The 18,525-nt window shown below is 70.2% G+C and carries 14 protein-coding genes; 8 read left to right on the top strand and 6 right to left on the bottom strand.

What is annotated here, in order from left to right:
- Nucleotides 1–104 precede the first annotated feature (104 nt).
- Nucleotides 105–1,091: a class I SAM-dependent methyltransferase gene (locus tag JIAGA_RS28465; RefSeq protein WP_051425877.1), complete on the bottom strand. Its 987-nt coding sequence runs from the start codon at nucleotides 1,089–1,091 to the stop codon at nucleotides 105–107.
- Entirely contained in the window at nucleotides 1,092–1,880 is a 789-nt protein-coding gene (locus JIAGA_RS0108635) for an enoyl-CoA hydratase/isomerase family protein (protein WP_035813743.1), read from the bottom strand.
- 91 nt (nucleotides 1,881–1,971) lie between these two features.
- Here JIAGA_RS0108635 and glgX point away from each other — a divergent pair, with 91 nt between their 5' ends.
- From glgX to JIAGA_RS0108620, 3 genes are all read left to right on the top strand, one after another.
- Nucleotides 1,972–4,104 (top strand): glycogen debranching protein GlgX, encoded by a 2,133-nt coding sequence (glgX, locus tag JIAGA_RS0108630; RefSeq protein ID WP_245597136.1) that lies wholly within the window; start codon nucleotides 1,972–1,974, stop codon nucleotides 4,102–4,104.
- A gap of 80 nt (nucleotides 4,105–4,184) precedes the next feature.
- Complete coding sequence (locus JIAGA_RS32950) at nucleotides 4,185–4,712, top strand: COG4315 family predicted lipoprotein (protein ID WP_169738838.1); 528 nt, start codon at nucleotides 4,185–4,187, stop codon at nucleotides 4,710–4,712.
- 182 nt (nucleotides 4,713–4,894) lie between these two features.
- Nucleotides 4,895–6,121, top strand: a complete 1,227-nt coding sequence (locus JIAGA_RS0108620; RefSeq protein ID WP_169738837.1) for a glycerophosphodiester phosphodiesterase family protein — start codon at nucleotides 4,895–4,897, stop codon at nucleotides 6,119–6,121.
- 69 nt (nucleotides 6,122–6,190) lie between these two features.
- Here JIAGA_RS0108620 and JIAGA_RS0108615 read toward each other — a convergent pair whose 3' ends face one another.
- The 3 genes from JIAGA_RS0108615 to JIAGA_RS28455 all read right to left on the bottom strand — a co-directional run bounded on the left by JIAGA_RS0108615 (nucleotide 6,191) and on the right by JIAGA_RS28455 (nucleotide 11,683).
- Complete coding sequence (locus JIAGA_RS0108615) at nucleotides 6,191–7,264, bottom strand: type IV toxin-antitoxin system AbiEi family antitoxin domain-containing protein (protein ID WP_026875348.1); 1,074 nt, start codon at nucleotides 7,262–7,264, stop codon at nucleotides 6,191–6,193.
- A gap of 116 nt (nucleotides 7,265–7,380) precedes the next feature.
- Nucleotides 7,381–9,930 (bottom strand): alpha-glucan family phosphorylase, encoded by a 2,550-nt coding sequence (gene glgP / locus JIAGA_RS0108610; protein ID WP_026875347.1) that lies wholly within the window; start codon nucleotides 9,928–9,930, stop codon nucleotides 7,381–7,383.
- A gap of 223 nt (nucleotides 9,931–10,153) precedes the next feature.
- On the bottom strand, nucleotides 10,154–11,683 hold the full coding sequence (locus JIAGA_RS28455; protein ID WP_084469566.1) for an LVIVD repeat-containing protein: 1,530 nt from the start codon (nucleotides 11,681–11,683) through the stop codon (nucleotides 10,154–10,156).
- 212 nt (nucleotides 11,684–11,895) lie between these two features.
- Here JIAGA_RS28455 and JIAGA_RS28450 point away from each other — a divergent pair, with 212 nt between their 5' ends.
- From JIAGA_RS28450 to JIAGA_RS0108585, 4 genes are all read left to right on the top strand, one after another.
- Nucleotides 11,896–12,576 carry a DUF305 domain-containing protein gene (locus JIAGA_RS28450; protein WP_035812280.1) on the top strand — a complete coding sequence of 227 codons (681 nt, stop codon included), beginning with the start codon at nucleotides 11,896–11,898 and terminating at the stop codon, nucleotides 12,574–12,576.
- Nucleotides 12,577–12,928: 352 nt separating this feature from the next.
- Entirely contained in the window at nucleotides 12,929–13,117 is a 189-nt protein-coding gene (locus JIAGA_RS0108595; protein WP_026875346.1) for a hypothetical protein, read from the top strand.
- Nucleotides 13,114–14,838, top strand: a complete 1,725-nt coding sequence (gene treS / locus JIAGA_RS0108590; RefSeq protein ID WP_035812278.1) for a maltose alpha-D-glucosyltransferase — start codon at nucleotides 13,114–13,116, stop codon at nucleotides 14,836–14,838. Before JIAGA_RS0108595 ends, treS begins: the two co-directional genes overlap by 4 nt.
- Complete coding sequence (locus JIAGA_RS0108585; protein WP_026875344.1) at nucleotides 14,835–16,241, top strand: maltokinase N-terminal cap-like domain-containing protein; 1,407 nt, start codon at nucleotides 14,835–14,837, stop codon at nucleotides 16,239–16,241. Before treS ends, JIAGA_RS0108585 begins: the two co-directional genes overlap by 4 nt.
- Before the next feature lie 9 nt (nucleotides 16,242–16,250).
- Here the strand turns inward: JIAGA_RS0108585 and JIAGA_RS34435 are convergent, their stop codons facing one another.
- On the bottom strand, nucleotides 16,251–16,421 hold the full coding sequence (locus JIAGA_RS34435; protein ID WP_157552900.1) for a pentapeptide repeat-containing protein: 171 nt from the start codon (nucleotides 16,419–16,421) through the stop codon (nucleotides 16,251–16,253).
- A gap of 125 nt (nucleotides 16,422–16,546) precedes the next feature.
- Here JIAGA_RS34435 and glgB point away from each other — a divergent pair, with 125 nt between their 5' ends.
- Nucleotides 16,547–18,421 carry a 1,4-alpha-glucan branching protein GlgB gene (gene glgB / locus JIAGA_RS28445; protein ID WP_084469565.1) on the top strand — a complete coding sequence of 625 codons (1,875 nt, stop codon included), beginning with the start codon at nucleotides 16,547–16,549 and terminating at the stop codon, nucleotides 18,419–18,421.
- Nucleotides 18,422–18,525: the final 104 nt, after the last annotated feature.

Here is an 18,525-nt window from a genome sequence, read left to right as displayed (position 1 = left end):
TCCCGCGCCGGTCGCTGGGTCCCGACCCGGCGCCACCCCAGGCGTTCTCCCGCTCCACTATGCGTACATGCCTGGTGATGCGGGAGTACGCATGGTCCACGTGATCATTTCGGGCGGACGGCGGTGACGGATACGTTGTAGAACAGCTCGCGCGGGACGACGCGGCCAAGCAGGCGGTCGGCGGCGGACAGCCGCTGCCAGCTCGAGTACGCGAACATCGCCCACCCCCAGCCCAGCCGCTCGGGGTTGACGGCGTGCTCGAACGTGCGCACCGGCCAGCCGAACCAGGCCGCGGTGAGCTCCTCGGTGACCGCGTCGACGTCGTCGAAACCGGCCCGGCGGACCATTCGGGTCAGCTCCCCGGGGTCGAACGTGTGCAGGTCGACGACGGCCTCGAGAGCGGCCGCACGCGACGACTCGTCCAGCTCCTCCTGCGGCCGCGCCCACCCGGACAGCCCGGGCAGCCGGGTGGCGCGCGTCGTCGCCCACCAGGTGGCCCGCGACAGCGCCCGGGCGATCTTGTCGCCGTACCGCGTCGGCTCCCCGCAGATGACGACCCGGCCGCCGGGCTTCAGCACGCGCAGCATCTCGCGGAAGGCCAGTGCCACGTCCGGGATGTGGTGGATGACCGCGTGCCCGACGACGACGTCGAAGCTGGCGTCGTCGAACGGGAGCCGCTCGGCGTCGGCGACCTCACCGGCGATCTCGAAGCCGAGTTGCCGGGCGTTGCGTCGCGCCGCCTCGACCATGCCGGGCGAGATGTCGGTGACGGTGATGTCGGACAGCACGCCCGCCTGGCGCAGGTTGAGCGAGAAGAAGCCGGTGCCGGCGCCGATCTCGAGTGCCCGGCCGTAGGGCCATCCGTCGGTCCCGGCGACGGCGGTGAAGCGATCGCGGGCATAGGTGATGCAGCGCTCGTCGAACGAGATGGACCACTTGTCGTCGTAGCTGCCGGCTTCCCAGTCGTGGTAGAGCACCTGGGCCAGTTTGGTGTCGTTCCAGGCACGTTCGACGTCCTCCGCGGACGCGGCCGGCCGCCCGTCTTCCGGCTGCCCGTCCGCCGGCCGCTCCTCCGCCTGCTGACCGGCCATTCAGCGGCCCTTGAAGCGGGCTTTGCCGGGGCCGTTCTCCAGGAACGACTGCATTCCGGTGCTGCGGTCCTCGGTGGCGAACAGGGCTGCGAACTGCTGCCGCTCGATCTCCAGCCCGGTGACCAGGTCGGTCTCCAGCCCCCGGTCGATCGCTTCCTTCGCCGCCCGCAGCGCGTACGCCGGGCCGGAAGCGAAGCGGGCCGCCCACTCGACGGCCGCGCCATAGACGTCGGCGGCGTCCGGCACGATCTGGTCGACCAGCCCGATGTCGAAGGCCTCGGCCGCTGTGACCATGCGGCCGGTGTAGATGAGGTCCTTGGCGCGCGACGGGCCGACCAACCGCGCCAGCCGCTGGGTGCCGCCGGCGCCCGGGATCAGGCCGAGCAGGATCTCCGGCTGCCCCAACTTGGCGTCAGCGGCGGCGAAGCGCACGTCGCAGGCGAGGGCCAGCTCGCAGCCACCGCCCAGCGCGTACCCCGTCACCGCGGCGACGGTGGGCTTGGGGATGCGCGCGACCGCGGTGAACGCCGCCTGCAGCGCCACCGAGCGGTCGACCATGTCGGTGTAGGACCAGCCGGCCATCTCCTTGATGTCGGCGCCGGCCGCGAAGACCTTCTCACCGCCGTAGACGATGACGGCGCGGACATCGGGCCGTTCGGTGGTCTCGGTGGCGACGGCCAGCAGCGCGTCCTGCATGCGTGCGTCGAGGGCATTCATGGGCGGCCGGTCCAGCCGGATGGTGCCGACGCCGTCGGCGACCTCGAGCCGCACGAGATCTGGTTCGCTCATCCAGAGCACCGTACCGTGCGGCCCGCCCTGGGACACCCCCGCGACCTGCCCAAAGAGGCCGTTGTCGGTCACATGAGCCAGAATGCCCCGCGTGAACGACACGACACCCTGGCCCGGTCACTGGAGCCCGCTCGGCGCCACGTTCGGTCCCGAGGCGACCAACTTCGCCCTCTGGGCGCCCGACGCCGAGCAGGTCGAACTGTGCCTGTTCGCCGAGGACGGCACCGAGACCAGGCACGTGCTGCCCAACCGCACGTTCGACATCTGGCACGGGGCCGTACCCGGCGTGCGGGCCGGCCAGCGTTACGGCTTCCGCGTTCACGGCCCGTGGGACCCGTCCGCGGGGCAGCGTTTCAACCCGGCCAAGCTGCTGGTCGACCCGTACGCGCGGGCGGTCGACGGCGAACTGGTGGCCCATCCGGCGGTGTTCGGGCACGCGCGGCCGTCCATGGCGAAGGGCGGTGACCACACCGTCCGCGGCGACGCCGACTCCGCGCCCTACGTGCCGAAGTCCGTGGTCGTCGCCCCGGAGCCGTTCGACTGGCGGGGCGATGCCGCGCCACGGGTGCCGTGGGCTGAGACCGTGCTGTACGAGACGCATGTCCGCGGCTTCACCATGCGCCATCCCGGCATCCCCGAGGAACTGCGCGGCACGTACGCCGGGCTGGCTCACCCGGCGGCCATCGAGTACCTCACCGACCTGGGCATCACCACCGTCGAACTGATGCCGGTGCACCAGTTCGTCAGCGAGCCCGACTTCCTGCACCGTGGGGCGCTGAACTACTGGGGCTACAACACACTCGCGTTCTTCGCGCCCCACAACGCCTACGCGGCCTCCGGCACCCGCGGCCAGCAGGTCAGCGAGTTCAAGGCCATGGTGCGGGCGCTGCACGAGGCCGGCCTCGAGGTCATCCTCGACGTCGTCTACAACCACACCGCCGAGCAGGGGGACGGCGGCCCCACGCTGTCCTTCCGCGGCATCGCCAACGAGGCGTACTACCACCTCGACCCGGCCGGCCCGTCCCGCTACCTCGACTACACCGGCACCGGCAACACGTTCAGGGTCGCGCATCCGGCGGGCCTGGGCCTGGTCATGGACTCGTTGCGGTACTGGGTGGGCGAGATGCACGTCGACGGGTTCCGCTTCGACCTCGCCTCGGCGCTGGCGCGGTCCATGCACGACGTCGACATGCTCGGCTCGTTCATGACGGTCATCGGGCAGGACCCGGTGCTTCGCGAGGTGAAGCTCATCGCCGAGCCTTGGGACGTCGGCCCCGGTGGCTACCAGGTCGGGGAGTTCCCGCACCTGTGGACGGAATGGAACGACAAGTACCGCAACACGGTGCGCGATCACTGGCGCGGCGCCGCCGCCGGAGTGCGCGACCTCGCCTACCGGCTCTCCGGCTCGTCCGACCTGTACGCCGACGACCGCCGCCGCCCGTACGCGTCCATCAACTTCGTCACCGCCCACGACGGCTTCACCCTGCGCGACCTGGTCTCCTACGACCACAAGCACAACGAGGCCAACGGTGAGGACAACCGCGACGGCACGGACGACAACCGCTCGTGGAACCACGGCGTTGAAGGGGATCCGGACGATCTGGCGCCGGTGGTTCGTGAGCTGCGGCTCCGGCAGATCCGCAACATGCTCACCACCATGCTGCTGTCCACCGGCGTGCCCATGCTGCTGTCCGGCGACGAGATGGGCCGCACCCAGGGCGGCAACAACAACGCCTACTGCCAGGACAACGAGATCAGCTGGATGGACTGGTCCCTGTCAGAGCAGTATCCGCAGCTGGTGGAGCTGGTCCAGCGGCTGCTGCAGCTGCGCCGCCAGCATCCGGTGGTCCGGCAGCGGCGGTTCTTCGAGGGCGCCCCGGTGGTGGAGGGCGGCCGCAAGGACATCGCCTGGTTCGCGCCGTCCGGCGCGGAGATGACCGACGCCGAGTGGTATGACGGCTCGCTGCGCACGCTGGGCATGTACCTCAACGGCGAGGGCATCCGGTCGCGGGGGCCGCGTGGCGAGCGCATCGTCGACGACTCCTTCCTGTTCTGGGTGCACGCCGGCCCCGAACCGCTGGATGTCACGCTGCCGGGCGGCATCTGGGCGTCGTCGTACCAGGTCATCCTCGACACGGCCGATGTCCTCGACGGCGAGCACCCGGCCGGCGCCACGGTCACGCTCACCGACCGCAGCTGCCTGCTCCTGCGGGTCGTGGACTGACGGTCGTCAGCAAGAGCGGCGGCGCGGACAATCCCTGGAGCGGCCGAACCCGTACCACCTGTATGAACGGTTCCACCTCCATGGGGATCCGCCGCGCCCTGCTCAGCGGCGGCGCCGCGCTCGTGCTCGTCCTCGCCGCCTGCGGCGACGACGGAGGCAACGGCGACGACACCGCCGCGGGCACGACGTCGAGCGGGATCGTCGGCACCAGGGACGTCGACGGGTTCGGTTCCGTCCTGGTCGACACCGACGGCAACACGCTCTACACGACCGCGGCCGAGGACGACGGCACCGTCCGCTGCGTCGACGGCTGCGCCGACTTCTGGCCACCGCTGGCCGCCACCGCCGAGGATTTGCCGTCCGAAGTCGAGGGCGTGGACGGCGAGTTCGGCGTGGTCGACCGGCCGGACGGGTCCGAGCAGCTCACGCTGGACGGCAATCCCCTGTACACGTTCGCCGACGACTCCGGCCCGGGCTCCGTCGCCGGCGACGGTGTCGAGGACGACTTCCAGGGCACCCACTTCGTGTGGCACGCCGTCACCGTCGAGGGCGACGGCTCCGGCGACAGCCCGGCGGAGGACGACGGCAACGGCGGCTACGGCTACTGAGCGACGCCCGCGGCCGGGCCCGCATCTATGCCCGTCGATCAAGCGTCATCCAGCCTTCGGCTCCGGTTCAGGCCCGCGCCACATGTCCCGCTCGCCCCCTCTGTACGGTTCGTGACGCCGGCCGGCTCCGGGCGACCCGCGTCCGGTGTGCGCCGATGCCGGCAGGGACGGAGGAAGCGCGCATGAAGGCAGGTCATCCGGTACGGATGCGTGTCCTGGGGACCGGCGTCGGAGTCGCCGTGCTGGCCGCACTGACCCCGGCAGGTGCCACCGCGGACGAGCCGGCGGGCACCGCGGCCGGCGACGTCGTCACCATTGGGCACCGGGGAGCGGCCGGACTGGCGCCGGAGAACACGCTCGCCGGCATCGCCGCGGGCGCGGCGGCGGGGCCGGACTTCGTCGAGATCGACGTCCAGCTGTCCGCCGACGGCGTTCCCGTCCTCCTGCACGACGCGACGCCGGCCCGCACCACGGACGTCGAGACGGTCTTCCCGGACCGCGCGAGCGCCCCGGTCGGCGCGTTCACCTACGCAGAGCTGCAACAGCTCGACGCCGGCTCGTGGTTCGGCCCGGACTTCGCCGGCCAGCGGATGCCCACCTTCTCCCAGACCCTCGACGCCCTCCCCGACGGCGTCGGCGTGCTGATCGAGTTGAAGGAACCGGCCAACTCCCCCGGCGTCGTGGACGTGGTGGTCGACGAACTGGCCGCCGACCCGCGCTGGGCCGCGCTCGCCGACGCCGGCCAGCTCATGACGATCTCGTTCGACCACGGCGCTCTGCGACAGTTCCATGACCTGCGGCCGGACATCCCCGTCATGGCTCTCGGCGCGATCCCCGCCGACGACGCCGCCCTGACCGAGCTGGCCGGCTGGGCCGACGCGCTCGGCACCAACTACCGCTCACTGGACCCGGCCGACATCGCCCGCGTCCAAGACACCGGCATGCTCATCGGCGTCTACACCGTGAACGGCCCGGTCCAGACGCGGGAACTGCTCGACCTGGGCATCGACACCATCACGTCCGACTATCCCGGCATGCTGGTGAACGTCGTGGCCGGCAAGCCGCCCGTCCCCGACGCCAACGGCATCGTCGTCAGCCAGATCAACGCCAACGTCCCCGGCGACGACATCCAGCCCGAGAACGGCGAACACGTCGTGCTCACCAACACCGGATCCCGGCCGGTCAACGTGGGCGGCTACGTCATCCAGGACGCGGCCATCAACCGGCTCGTCATCGGCCGCGGCTACCTGCTGCACCCCGGCGCCGAACTGCGCGTCTACACCGCGGCCGGCACCAACACCAAGGACCGCTACTACAACGACCTCGGCCGCGCCGTCCTCAACAACGGCGGCGACACTGTGGCGGTGTTCACCCGCAAGGGCACCCTGGTCGACCTGACCGCGAACTGACCGAGCCCCGCACGCATTTGTCATGGTTGCGGGATCTGGGCTGCTATAGCGTCCCGGATCCCGCAACCATCACGCGCCGCGCACCAGGTACGCCGCCTCGAGCTCGCCCAGGACGACGTGTGGCTCAGTCCGCAGCCGCGCCGGCGCAACCGGCAACACCCGCCAGCCAAGCGCCGCGTACCGCGCCCGGCGCTCCTCGGTTCGCCTAGGAGCGTCGCCGAAGCCATGGTAGCTGCGCGAGTCCACCTCCGCGACGAGTCGGGCGTCGGGCCAGCACGCGTCCGGGTAGATGTCACGTTGGCCCGGAAGGACTCGGTTCCACCGCGGCTCGGGCAAGACCCGGCTGGTGCGAACGAGGTCACGCAGCTCGCACTCGGGGGCCGAACGACAACCGGCCTCGACATCCCGCATCGCCTGCCGGGCCAGTGCGGCGCCGCGGCGCGGCGCCGCAGCCACCTCGTCGCGTAGGGCGGACACCGACGTCAGCCGGCGCTGCACCACCTCGCACATCAGCGCCCGCACATTGCGCAGTGCGCCCGCTCGGTGGCCATCGTCCCTGCAGTCCGGGCAGCCCGCCGGACTTGTGCAGGCCGGCTGCCAGCCTCCCGGCAGCCGATGCGGGCGGACAACGGTGTCCACGACTGCTCGTGCCGCCGGAGCCATCGGGATGATGCCCGGAACCGGCACGTGCCCGAGCTGCTCCATGACGACGCTCAGCGGGCGTTCGCCATGCCTGAGCTCCTCCAGCCGGTGCTCGTCGATCCACCAGAGCGGCTCCGGAAGCCGTTTCGTGCGGGTGACGCGCACGAAGCCGATGTTCCCGCGGTCGTGCCGCCATCCGATCAAGGCATCGACCCACTCCCCCGGATCAGGTCCATAGCGCAACCCCGCCGCTCGGCACGCCCATGGCCCCGTCACCATGCTGCCCTCCCCTGCGGCGAGGACCGCGGCGCGCAGCTTGTGGATGTCCTGCACCGGCCCGCTGAACGTCGCGTAGACGCCGGGGAGCAAGCGCTGCCAGCGCCCACCGGGGCGAGCGCTGTACCGCAGCGCCGACGCCGTGAGTCCGGTCGCCAACGCCTGGGAGCGCGTGATCAAGCCGTCCTGGAGGGCAGCCAGCCGCAACGTGTCGATCCGTGCCATCCGCCGATCGTGTGGCCACCAGCGGCGCAGATGGAAGGCCCGATCGAAATCTGTGGACAACGTCGCCGAATGGTTGCGGAATCCGCGCTGCTATAGCGACCCGAATCCCGCAACCATCAGCCGGGGAGGGCGGCCAGGCCGAGCTCCGTGCCGTCGCCGAGCAGGGCGTGGCGTGGAACGATGCGGACCGTGTAACCGAACGGGCCGGCGCGGTCCAGGTGCACCTCGCCGTCGAAGCGGTACCGGCCGTCGCCGTGCTGCTCGCTCATCGACATCGCGGTGGCCGCGGGCTCGCGCAGGGTGTCGTTGTCGTCGACTCCCCCGTGCACCACCTGCACGTCGACGTCGTCGGGGGTGAGCGGCCCAAGGGAGACGAACGCGTGCAGACGCAGCGTCTGGCCGCGCTCGAACGTGTCGACGGTGGTGCTCTCGACGTGGTCGACGGCGACGCTGGACCACGCGGCTCGGACCCGTTCCTTCCAGTCCGCCAGCGCCGCCGCGCCGTCGAAGTCGGCGTTGAGCGCCCGGCTGGACGCAGCCGCCGGCCGGTACAGCTGGTCGACGTACTCGCGGACCATCCGGGTGGCCTGCACCTTCGGGCCGAGCGACGTGAGCGTGTGCCGCAGCATTTCCACCCAGCGGCGCGGGATGCCGTCGGTGTCCACGTCGTAGAAGCGCGGCGCGACCTCGTTCTCGAACAGCTCGTACATCGCGATGGCTTCGAGGTCGTCGCGGTGGTCGGGGTCGTCGACACCCTCGGCCGACGGGATGTCCCAGCCGTTCGAGCCGTCGAACCACTCGTCCCACCAGCCGTCGCGGATGGACAGGTTCAGCCCGGCGTTCAGCGCCGCCTTCATGCCCGACGTGCCGCAGGCCTCGTACGGGCGCAGCGGGTTGTTGAGCCACACGTCGCAGCCCGGGTACAGCGCCTGCGCCATCCCGATGCCGTAGTCGGGCAGGAACACGATGCGGTGCCGCACGTCGGGGTCGTCGGCGAAGCGGACCATTTCCTGGATGAGCCGCTTGCCGCCGTCGTCGGCCGGGTGCGCCTTGCCGGCGATGACGATCTGGACGGGCCGCTCGGGGTGCAGCAACAGGGCCTTGAGCCGCTGCGGGTCGCGCAACATGAGCGTCAGCCGCTTGTACGACGGCACGCGGCGGGCGAACCCGACGGTCAGCACGTCCGGGTCGAGGGCGTCGTCGACCCAGCCCAGCTCGGCATCGCTGGCGCCGCGGCCGCGCCACGACGTGCGCAGCCGAGCGCGGGCGTCGGCGACCAGCCGCTCACGCAACTGTCGCTTCGTAGCCCAGATGTCGTGGTCGGCGACCGTGGTGGTGGCCGACTTCCAGCCGCCGCCGGCGACGGCCTTCTCCTCCAACCGCAAGATCTCCGGCGCCACCCAGGTGGGCGCATGCACGCCGTTGGTGATGGAGCCGATCGGAACCTCGCGCTCGTCGAACGACGGCCACAGACCAGCGAACATGCCGCGGCTGACCTCGCCGTGCAGGGTGCTGACGCCGTTCGCCCGGGCGGCCAGCCGCAAACCCATGACCGCCATGTTGAACATGGACGGGTCGCCGCCCTCGTAGTCCTCGGCGCCGAGCGCCAGGATGTGCTCGACCGGCAGGCCCGGGCTGGCGTTGTCGCCACCGAAGTGACGCTCGACGAGGTCGACGGGGAACCGGTCGATGCCCGCCGGCACCGGCGTGTGCGTGGTGAAGACCGTGCCGGCGCGGGTGAACTCCAACGCCGCCTCGTACGTCAGCCCGCGCTCCTCGACCAGCTCGCGGATGCGTTCCAGGCCGAGGAAGCCGGCGTGGCCCTCGTTGGTGTGGAAAACCTCGGGGGCCGCGGCACCGGTGATCCTGCAGTACGTGCGCACCGCGCGCACCCCGCCGACGCCGAGCAGCATCTCCTGCAACAGCCGGTGCTCGCGGCTGCCGCCGTAGAGGCGGTCGGTGACATCGCGCTCGATCGGGCCGTTGTCCTCGACGAACGAGTCGAGCAGCAGCAGCGGCACCCGGCCGACGTTCGCCACCCAGATGGCCGCGGCGAGGGTCCGCCCGCCGGGCATCCCGACGGTGATCTGCGCCGGCCGCCCGTCGGACTCGCGCAGCCGCACCAGCGGGAGGTTGTCCGGGTCGACGACCGGGTAGCGCTCCTGCTGCCAGCCCTCGCGGGACAGCGACTGGACGAAGTAGCCGTGCCGGTACAGCAGCCCGACGCCGATGATCGGGACGCCCAGGTCGCTGGCGGTCTTGAGGTGGTCGCCGGCCAGGATGCCGAGGCCGCCGGAGTACTGCGGCAGCACGTGGGTGATGCCGAACTCCGGGGAGAAATAGGCGATGCCGGCCGGAGCGGCGCCGTCGTTGTCCTGATACCAGCGCGCTTCGCTCAGGTAGTTCTGCAGGTCGTCGTGGGTGGCACGGACCAGGCCGAGAAAGGCCGGGTCGGCGGCCAGCTCGGCCAGCCGGTCCTGGGTGACCTCGCCGAGCAGCCGGACGGGGTCGTGGCCGACCTCCTCCCACAGGCCCGGGTCGACGGCGGAGAAGAGTTCCTGGGTGGGCTGGTGCCAGGACCAGCGCAGGTTCGTGACCAGATCGCCGAGCGCCGCCAGCGGCTCGGGGAGGACGGTACGGACCATGAGTCGTCGGATCGCGCGCACGGCGACCACGGTAACCAATGACTGTTACCAGCCGCTTACTCGCGGGCGAGCGGACGGCGACTCTCCTCTACCGGCGTAACTCCCGCTCCGCCCCGGCCCGGCCACCGGGCGAACTCCCGCGCGGCCCGGCCCCGTCACACCAGGCGAGCTCCCGCTCCCCCAGGCAAGCATTCCTGGTGGAGCGGGAGCACCCATGCCGAACGTGATCAATTGGGTCCAGGGGCTAGTAGACGGGCTGGGTCTGGACGTTCAGCTCGTCGTAGCGCACGCCCTTCGCCGGCGCCACCCGCGGGTCGCGGATGTTGAACACGTCGAAGCCGCGCTGGATCTCGTTGGAGTAGATGTAGCCGTTGTAGTAGTACGTGGACCATGCACCGGCGATCGACTCGCCCGTCCACGCACCCCGGTCGAACCAGGCGATCTCGGTCGGGTTGTACGGGTCGGTGAAGTCGAAGACCGAGATGCCGCCCTGGTACCACGCCTGGACGAAGATGTCCTTGCCCGGCACCGGGATCAGCGAACCGTTGTGCGCCACGCAGTTCTCGGTGTCCGCCTGCTCGCGCGGGATCTTGTAGTACGACGCGAACTCCAGGGAGTCGCCGTCCCATGTGTAGATGGCGTTGGCGCCGCGGTTGGGCCCGATGGTCGGGTTGCAGGTCGGCCCGCTGCCGCCGCCGAGCTCGTCGGTGAAGATGATCGACGTGCCCTCGTTGTTGAACGTCGCCGAGTGCCAGAACGCGAAGTTCGGGTCGCGCACCTGGTCGACGATGGTCGGGTTCAGCGGGTCGGTGATGTCGAGCACCACGCCGTCGCCCATGCACGCGCCGGCCGCGAGGCCGAGGTGCGGGTAGGCGGTGATGTCGTGGCAGCCGCGGGTGTTGGAGCCCTGGTTGCCCGCGTCCGGGAACAGCACCGGCTCGGCCACGACGGACGCCGATGCCGGATCGTCCAGCGGCACGTCGATGATCGAGATCAGGTCGTGCGGCGGCTGGCAGTTCGACAGCTGCGCGTTGACGTCGTACGAGGACACGTACACGTAGACGCTGCCGTCGGCCGGCACGAGCGTGTGGGTGTGCGACCCGCACTTCGTCTCGACGCTGGCGACGTACTGGGGGTTGGTCGGGTCGGCGATGCTGAAGATCTTCATGCCTTCCCAGTAGTCGGGCAGCGCCGCGGCGGCGGATGCGCTGAGCGGCCCCTGGGCTTGGCACGAGTCGTCGGTCCACCGGGAGTCGGTGGAGAGGAACAGCAGATCGCCGTAGACGGAGATGTCGTTCTGCGAACCCGGGCAGAGCACCTGGGCGGCGACCTTCGGCTTGCGGGGGTTGTGGATGTCGTAGACGGTGAACCCGTTGTAGTTGCCGGCGAACGCGTACTTCCCCTGGAAGGCCAGGTCGGAGTTGAGCGCGTTGGCCGGCGTGAACGGGCCCTCCTTGGGCAGGTTCGAGACGAGGCTCAGGTTGGGCGTGCTGGCTTCCTCGCCGGGTGGCAGGATGCTCGACGCGGCCGGGCCGTCGGTGATCTCGGCCAGCTGCTCCTCGGTGAGACAGTTCTCCTCGAAGTTGTCGCCCAGTCCTTCGACGGCGTCGGCGAGGGCGTCGGCGCATTCCGCGCTCTCGTCCGCGCCCGCCCGATCGAGCACTTCGCCGTCGTCGGCCGCGGACGTCCCGATCGATCCGATGGCCAGGCCACCGGTCATGACGACGGCGATGGCCGTTCCCGCCGCACGTCTTCTCCAACGATGTCCGGTCATGTGCACCTCACAGCGATCGCTGGGATGACCCCGGTCAAGGTCAAATTGGACAATAACCTCCCGCGTCACACATAGCCATACTTTCCACGGATTCCGTTGAAACATCTGGGTGTCGCGTCGATGTCCTGGTTCGCTCCGAGCGCGTTGGGCCGTACCCTGCTGTGACCCGGCGGTCCGCGCGCCGGTCCGCATCGCCCGCCCGAGGAGGAACGATGACGACGTCTCGACGGACCACCCCGCGGGTCGCCTGGCTGGCCACGGCCGGCATCCTCGCGACGCTCGCCGGCTGCAGCGGTTCGGACACCGGGACCGACCGCGGAGTGGCCGCGGCCACGTCCACCGCGACCTCCGACTCCCGGGTCATCGCACCCGGCCGCCCGGGCGAGACGGCGGAGGTCATCGAGCCGGGCGAACCGTTCGAGATCGTCGAAGGCGGCTACAGCGAGACCGACGTCCGGTTCGTCGAACAGATGATCCCGCACCACCGGCAGGCGGTCGAGATGGCTGAACTCGCGCTCGAACGCGCCGGCGACGAGCAGGTGCGTCTGCTCGCGGAACGCATCGCCGCCGGCCAGGGTCCGGAGATCATCGCCCTCGAGGCGTGGCTGACCCAGCGCGGCCTGCCGGTGCCGCCCGAGAACGCCGAGCACGACCACAGCCTGCCGGGCATGATCACCCCGTTCCAGCTCGACCAGCTGCGTGACGCCTCGGGGGCCGAGTTCGACGAGTTGTTCCTCACCTACATGAGCCAGCACCACCAGGGTGCCCTGGACATGGCCGCGGCCGCGGTGGCGAACGGCACCGACCAGCTCGCGGTCGAGATGGCCGTCGACGTCGACGTCACCCAGTCGGCCGAGATCGTCCGCATGCGCGAACTGCTTGACGGTCTGTGAGGCGGCACGGTGGGGTCGAGGCGTGATTTCGAACACCACCTGAAGGAATCTCAGCGCCCTAATTGCGCATGTCCCGGCGGGCTGTAGAGAATGGGGAGAATTATGCCCGCCTCGCGCCCGGACAAGGGCGCTCTCCCATAGCGAACACCGTGCCCCAGACTCTCATGTTCCCCCAGGTCAGCGCCTCGAAGCCGAGTACGGCCAGCAACCACGCCGATGACACACCCAAAGCGCTTGGCGGTGGCCTGATTCGTGTGATTACTATTCGCCGGGCACACCCCGCCCGGAAACGTCTGCGTAACCTCCGCGTTGCACAGGCAGGCGTACGTCATTGATCAATTCAGCACCACCCGTGATCCGCACCACCGGGCATCGGGAGGCGGCAGATCACGCCGCCGCACACTCCATCCAGCAGGCCCACGCGTTCATGAGAGGTCAGGACGTGCTCACCGATTCGATCGCGCCCGTCTTCCTTCCGGTGCAACCCGGCACCGTGGCGACCGACCGCAGCCCGCTTACCATCGAATGGTGTCGGTCATGAGCGAATCGCGCCCGCAAGCGGTGGTGACCGAACGGTCCGACTGGGCGCTGCCGGCTCGGGGCACCGACCCCGAGTGGTTCAAGCGCGCCGTCTTCTACGAAGTCCTGGTGCGCTCGTTCTACGACTCGCAGGGCGACGGCGTCGGCGACCTCAAGGGCCTCACCCAGAAGCTCGACTACCTGAAGTGGCTAGGAGTCGACTGCCTCTGGCTGCCGCCGTTCTTCCCGTCCCCGCTGCGGGACGGCGGTTACGACGTCGCCGCCTACATGGACGTGGCTCCGGAGTTCGGGACGCTCGAGGACTTCTCCGTCTTCGTCGCCGAGGCGCACAGCCGCGGCATGCGAGTCATGACCGACCTGGTCATGAACCACACCAGCGACCAGCACGCGTGGTTCCAGGCGTCCCGCGAGGACCCGGACGGCCCCTACGGCGACTTCTACGTATGGGCCGACGACGACACCGGCTATCCCGAAGCGCGGATCATCTTCAACGACACGGAGACGTCCAACTGGGCGTTCGACCCGGTGCGCAAGCAGTACTACTGGCACCGCTTCTTCAGCCACCAGCCGGACCTCAACTACGAGAACCCCGCCGTGCACGAAGCGATGCTCGACGTGGTGCGGTTCTGGCTGAGCCTGGGTGTCGACGGGTTCCGGCTCGATGCCGTCACCTACCTGTACGAGCAGGAGGGCACGAACGGCGAGAGCCTGCCCGAGACGCACGCGTTCCTGAAGAAGGTGCGCAAGGTGATGGACGACGAGTTCCCCGACACCGTCCTGCTGTGTGAGGCCAACCAGTGGCCCAGCGACGTCGTCGAGTACTTCGGCGACCCTGACGTCGGCGGCGACGAATGCCACATGGCCTTCCACTTCCCGGTCATGCCGCGCATCTTCATGGCCGTCCGGCGCGAGTCGCGCTACCCGATCAGCGAGATCATGGCGCAGACGCCGCAGATCCCGTCCGGCTGCCAATGGGGTGTCTTCCTCCGCAACCACGACGAGCTCACGCTCGAGATGGTCAGCGACGAAGAACGCGACTACATGTGGTCCGAGTACGCCAAGGACCCGCGGATGAAGGCCAACCTCGGCATCCGCCGCCGGCTCGCGCCCCTGCTCGAGAACGACATGAACCAGGTCAAGCTGTTCAACGCGCTGCTGCTGTCGCTGCCCGGTTCGCCGGTGCTCTACTACGGCGACGAGATCGGCATGGGCGACAACATCTGGCTGGGTGACCGCGACTCCGTCCGCACCCCCATGCACTGGACGCCGGACCGCAACGCCGGGTTCTCCACCGCCGAACCGGGCCGGCTCGACCTCCCGGTGGTCATGGACGCCGTCTACGGCTACCAGGTCACCAACGTCGAGGCGCAGATGGCGAACAAGTCGTCGCTGCTGCACTGGACCCAGCGGATGATCGAGGTGCGCAAGCAGAACCCCGCCTTCGGGCTGGGCGACTTCGTCGACCTCGGCGGGTCGAACCCGACGGTGCTGGCCTATGTGCGCTCGTTCGGCGACGACATCGTCCTGTGCGTCAACAACCTGTCCCGCTTCCCGCAGCCGGTCGAGCTCGACCTGCGCCGGTTCGAGGGGATGCAGCCGGTGGAGCTCATCGGCAGCGTGCGGTTCCCGCCGATCGGTGAGCTTCCCTATCTGCTCACCCTCGGCTCGCACGGCTTCTACTGGTTCCGGCTGGCCAAGCTGCCGGAGGAGACGATGCCGTGACGGACGACGCAGGTCTGAACGAGGCGGTGGCGCTGCTGCCGGAGTGGCTGCGCCACCAGAACTGGTACACGGGCAGCCGCACCGGCCCGATCGAGGCCCGGACGGTTTCGGCGACGCTGCTGAACGAGGCGGAGCCGCGGCTGTGGCACGTGCTGGCCGAGGTACGGCACGCCGAGGGTACCCAGATCTACCAGGTGCCGTTGTCGGTGCATGCCCACCGGGCCGACCGGCTCGACCATGTGCACCTGGGCCACACCAGCCAGGGCCACGTGTACGACGCGCTGCACGACAAGGACGCCACCGCGATCCTGCTGGGCCGGTTCGCCGACGGCGTGTCGACGGCGGACGGGCTGACCTTCCACGTGCAGAAGGGCGCCACCGTCCCGTTCGGGCAGACGTCCCTGGTGATGCCGGGTGAGCACCACAACACCAGCCTGCTGTACGGCGACGCCGCGATCCTCAAGGTCTTCCGCCGCATCGAGCCCGGCCGCAACCCCGACGTCGAGATCCACGAAGCGCTCACCGACGCCGGCTGCGAGCTGGTGGCGCCGCTCCTGGGCTGGGTCGACGGCTCCTGGCGTGAGCCGGACGGCGACGCCGACATGGCGACGGCCAACCTCGCCATGTTGCGCGGCTACCTCACCACCGCCTCGGACGGGTGGGCGCTGGCCACCGCGAGCGTCCGCGACCTGTACGCGGAGGGTGACCTGCACGCCGACGAGGTCGGCGGCGACTTCGCGGCCGAGGCCTACCGGCTGGGCATGTCCACCGCGCGGGTGCACGAGACCCTCGCCGAGGTGCTGCCGACGTCCACCATGTCACCGGCCGAGCTCGCCGAACTGGGCGCGGCCATGAACCACCGGCTTGACGCCGCCGTCGTCGCCGTCCCGGAGCTCGAACCGTTCGCTCCCGGGCTGCGAGCGCACTTCGACGTCCTGCGGCATCGCACCGAACCGGTGCCCGTCCAGCGCATCCACGGCAGTTACCACCTCGGGCAGGTGCTGCGCACCGTCGTCGGGTGGAAGCTGGTCGACTTCGAAGGCGAGGTCCTGGCGTCGTTACCGGAGCGGCGGGCACCGCATTCACCGCTGCGCGACGTCGCGCAGATGCTGCGGTCGTTCGACTACGCCGCGCGGCATCTGCTCATCACCGATCACCCGCCGGAAGACCCGTCGCACGACCAGATCGAGTACCGCGCCCAGGAGTGGACGCAGCGCAACAGCGACGCGTTCTGCAGCGGTTACGCCTCCGCCTCGGTCACCGACCCGCGCGCCGACCTGGAATTGCTCACCGCCTACGAGGCCGACAAGGCCGTGTACGAGGTCCGCTACGAGGCGCGGCGGCGGCCGAGCTGGCTGCCCATCCCGCTCGCGGCGGTCGAGCGGCTGGCGCAGATTCGCTGACGTCTGCGGTCAGGAGCGTCCTTCGAGGACGGCCAGGTCGCGCTCGGCGTACCGGCGCATCACCACCCGGCTCAGCGCGGAGTGCCGGATGGTCGCGCCGGTGAGGTCCACTGCGTCGAAGCGGGCGCCGGACAGTTCCATGCGCTCGAACTCGCGGCCGGTGTGGTGGTCGTTCACCATGCCCGTCGCTCGCCTTCCTGCCGGGACCGGAACCGGCGGCCGCGGCGGCCGTGCGAGAACACACGTTACTGTCCGCTGCCGGGCACGAGGGCGCGACGGCTCGCCGGGCCGCTAAGCTCGTCCGAATGATCGATGCGCAGCACCTGCTGGGCGAGGTCGACCTCCACCTCATCGGCGAGGGCCGGCACGAGCGCCTCTGGGACGTCCTCGGCGCGCGCGTGACCAGCGTCGGCGGAGTCGACGGAACGGCGTTCACGGTGTGGGCGCCCAACGCCCGCACGGTCGAGGTGGCCGGCGACTTCAACGACTGGGACGGCGGCCACACCCCGATGACGCGGCTCGGTGGCGGCGTGTGGGGTGCGTTCGTGCCCGGCCTCGGTGACGGTGCGCTCTACCAGTACAAGGTGCACGGCGCCGACGGCGTGTGGCGCGACAAGGCCGACCCGATGGCGTTCCGCACCGAGGTGCCGCCGGCGCGGGCTTCGGTCGTGCACCGGTCGAGCTACGAGTGGAACGACCACGTCTGGATGGCTGACCGGGCACGCACGGCCCACGACGCGCCGATGTCGGTCTACGAGGTGCATCTCGGGTCGTGGCGGCGCGGCCGCTCGTACCGGCAGGCCGCCGTCGAGCTGGCGTCGTACGTCACCGAGCTCGGATTCACCCACGTCGAGCTGCTGCCGGTGGCCGAGCACCCGTTCGGCGGCTCATGGGGCTACCAGGTGACGTCGTACTACGCGCCGACGGCCCGGTTCGGCACCCCCGACGACTTCAAGTTCCTGGTCGACACCCTGCATCAAGCCGGGCTCGGGGTCATCCTGGACTGGGTGCCGGCGCACTTCCCCCGCGACGACTGGGCGCTGGCCCGCTTCGACGGCACGCCGCTGTACGAGCACCCCGACCCGCGCCGCGGCGAGCACCCCGACTGGGGCACTTACGTGTTCGACTTCGGCCGGCCGGAGGTACGCAACTTCCTGGTCGCCAACGCCCTGTACTGGCTGACCGAGTACCACATCGACGGGCTGCGCGTGGACGCCGTCGCCTCCATGCTCTACCTCGACTACTCCCGCGCCGACGGCGCCTGGCTGCCCAACGTGCACGGCGGGCGCGAGAACCTCGACGCCATCGCGTTCCTGCAGGAGACCAACGCCACCGCCTACCGCTCGGTGCCCGGCATCGTCACCATCGCCGAGGAGTCCACCGCCTGGCCCGGCGTGACCCGGCCGACCCATCTGGGCGGGCTGGGTTTCGGGCTCAAATGGAACATGGGCTGGATGCACGATTCCCTCAGCTACCTGACCCGCGACCCGATCCACCGGCAGTACCACCATCACCAGATGACGTTCTCGATGATGTACGCGTTCAGTGAGAACTTCGTGCTGCCGTTGTCGCACGACGAGGTGGTGCACGGCAAGGGGTCGATGCTGCGCAAGATGCCCGGGGACCATTGGCAGCAGCTGGCCAATCTGCGCGCCTTCTACGCCTTCATGTGGGCGCACCCGGGCAAGCAACTGCTCTTCATGGGCGGCGAGTTCGGCCAGGAGTCAGAGTGGGCGGAGTCCCGCGAGCTGGAGTGGCACCTGCTCGACCGGCCCGACCATGCCGGCCTGCGGCAACTGGTGGCCGACCTCAACCGCGCCTACCGGGCCGCGCCGGTGCTGTGGACCCGCGACTCCGACCCGGCCGGCTTCGAGTGGATCGACGCCAACGACGCCGCCGGCAACGTCTTCTCGTTCCTCCGGCGCGACCCGGACGGCGAGCTCCTGGTGTGCGTGGCGAACTTCTCCGCGCGGCCGCACCAGGGCTACCGGCTCGGGCTGCCGGTCGCCGGCGCCTGGAACGAGGTGGTCAACACCGACGCCGACGTCTACGGCGGCTCCGGCGTCGGCAACCTCGGCGCCGTTGTCGCCGTCGACGAGCCTTGGCACGGCCGCCCCGCGTCCGCCCGGCTACGCCTGCCCCCGCTGGGCACCCTCTGGCTCCGCCCTGCACGTCCGTAAATGATCACGTTCGGCATGGGTGCTCCCGCCGCACCATGCATGCTTGCCTGCCGCAGCGGTAAGACGCCTGGCGATGGCCCGCATCCGGCTGCCGAGGTGGCGCG

Origin of the sequence: Jiangella gansuensis DSM 44835 (assembly GCF_000515395.1) — a bacterium.
Lineage (GTDB): Bacteria > Actinomycetota > Actinomycetes > Jiangellales > Jiangellaceae > Jiangella > Jiangella gansuensis.
This window is presented reverse-complemented; position numbering and strand designations above follow the sequence as displayed.

Excerpts from the sequence above, each read along its gene's own strand:
- JIAGA_RS28465 (WP_051425877.1), bottom strand. The coding sequence starts at position 1,091 with ATGGCCGGTCAGCAGGCGGAGGAGCGGCCGGCGGACGGGCAGCCGGAA.
- JIAGA_RS0108635 (WP_035813743.1), bottom strand. The coding sequence starts at position 1,880 with ATGAGCGAACCAGATCTCGTGCGGCTCGAGGTCGCCGACGGCGTCGGC.
- JIAGA_RS32950 (WP_169738838.1), top strand. The coding sequence starts at position 4,185 with ATGGGGATCCGCCGCGCCCTGCTCAGCGGCGGCGCCGCGCTCGTGCTC.
- JIAGA_RS0108620 (WP_169738837.1), top strand. The coding sequence starts at position 4,895 with ATGAAGGCAGGTCATCCGGTACGGATGCGTGTCCTGGGGACCGGCGTC.
- JIAGA_RS0108615 (WP_026875348.1), bottom strand. The coding sequence starts at position 7,264 with ATGGCACGGATCGACACGTTGCGGCTGGCTGCCCTCCAGGACGGCTTG.
- JIAGA_RS28455 (WP_084469566.1), bottom strand. The coding sequence starts at position 11,683 with ATGACCGGACATCGTTGGAGAAGACGTGCGGCGGGAACGGCCATCGCC.
- JIAGA_RS28450 (WP_035812280.1), top strand. The coding sequence starts at position 11,896 with ATGACGACGTCTCGACGGACCACCCCGCGGGTCGCCTGGCTGGCCACG.
- treS (WP_035812278.1), top strand. The coding sequence starts at position 13,114 with ATGAGCGAATCGCGCCCGCAAGCGGTGGTGACCGAACGGTCCGACTGG.
- JIAGA_RS34435 (WP_157552900.1), bottom strand. The coding sequence starts at position 16,421 with ATGGTGAACGACCACCACACCGGCCGCGAGTTCGAGCGCATGGAACTG.
- glgB (WP_084469565.1), top strand. The coding sequence starts at position 16,547 with ATGATCGATGCGCAGCACCTGCTGGGCGAGGTCGACCTCCACCTCATC.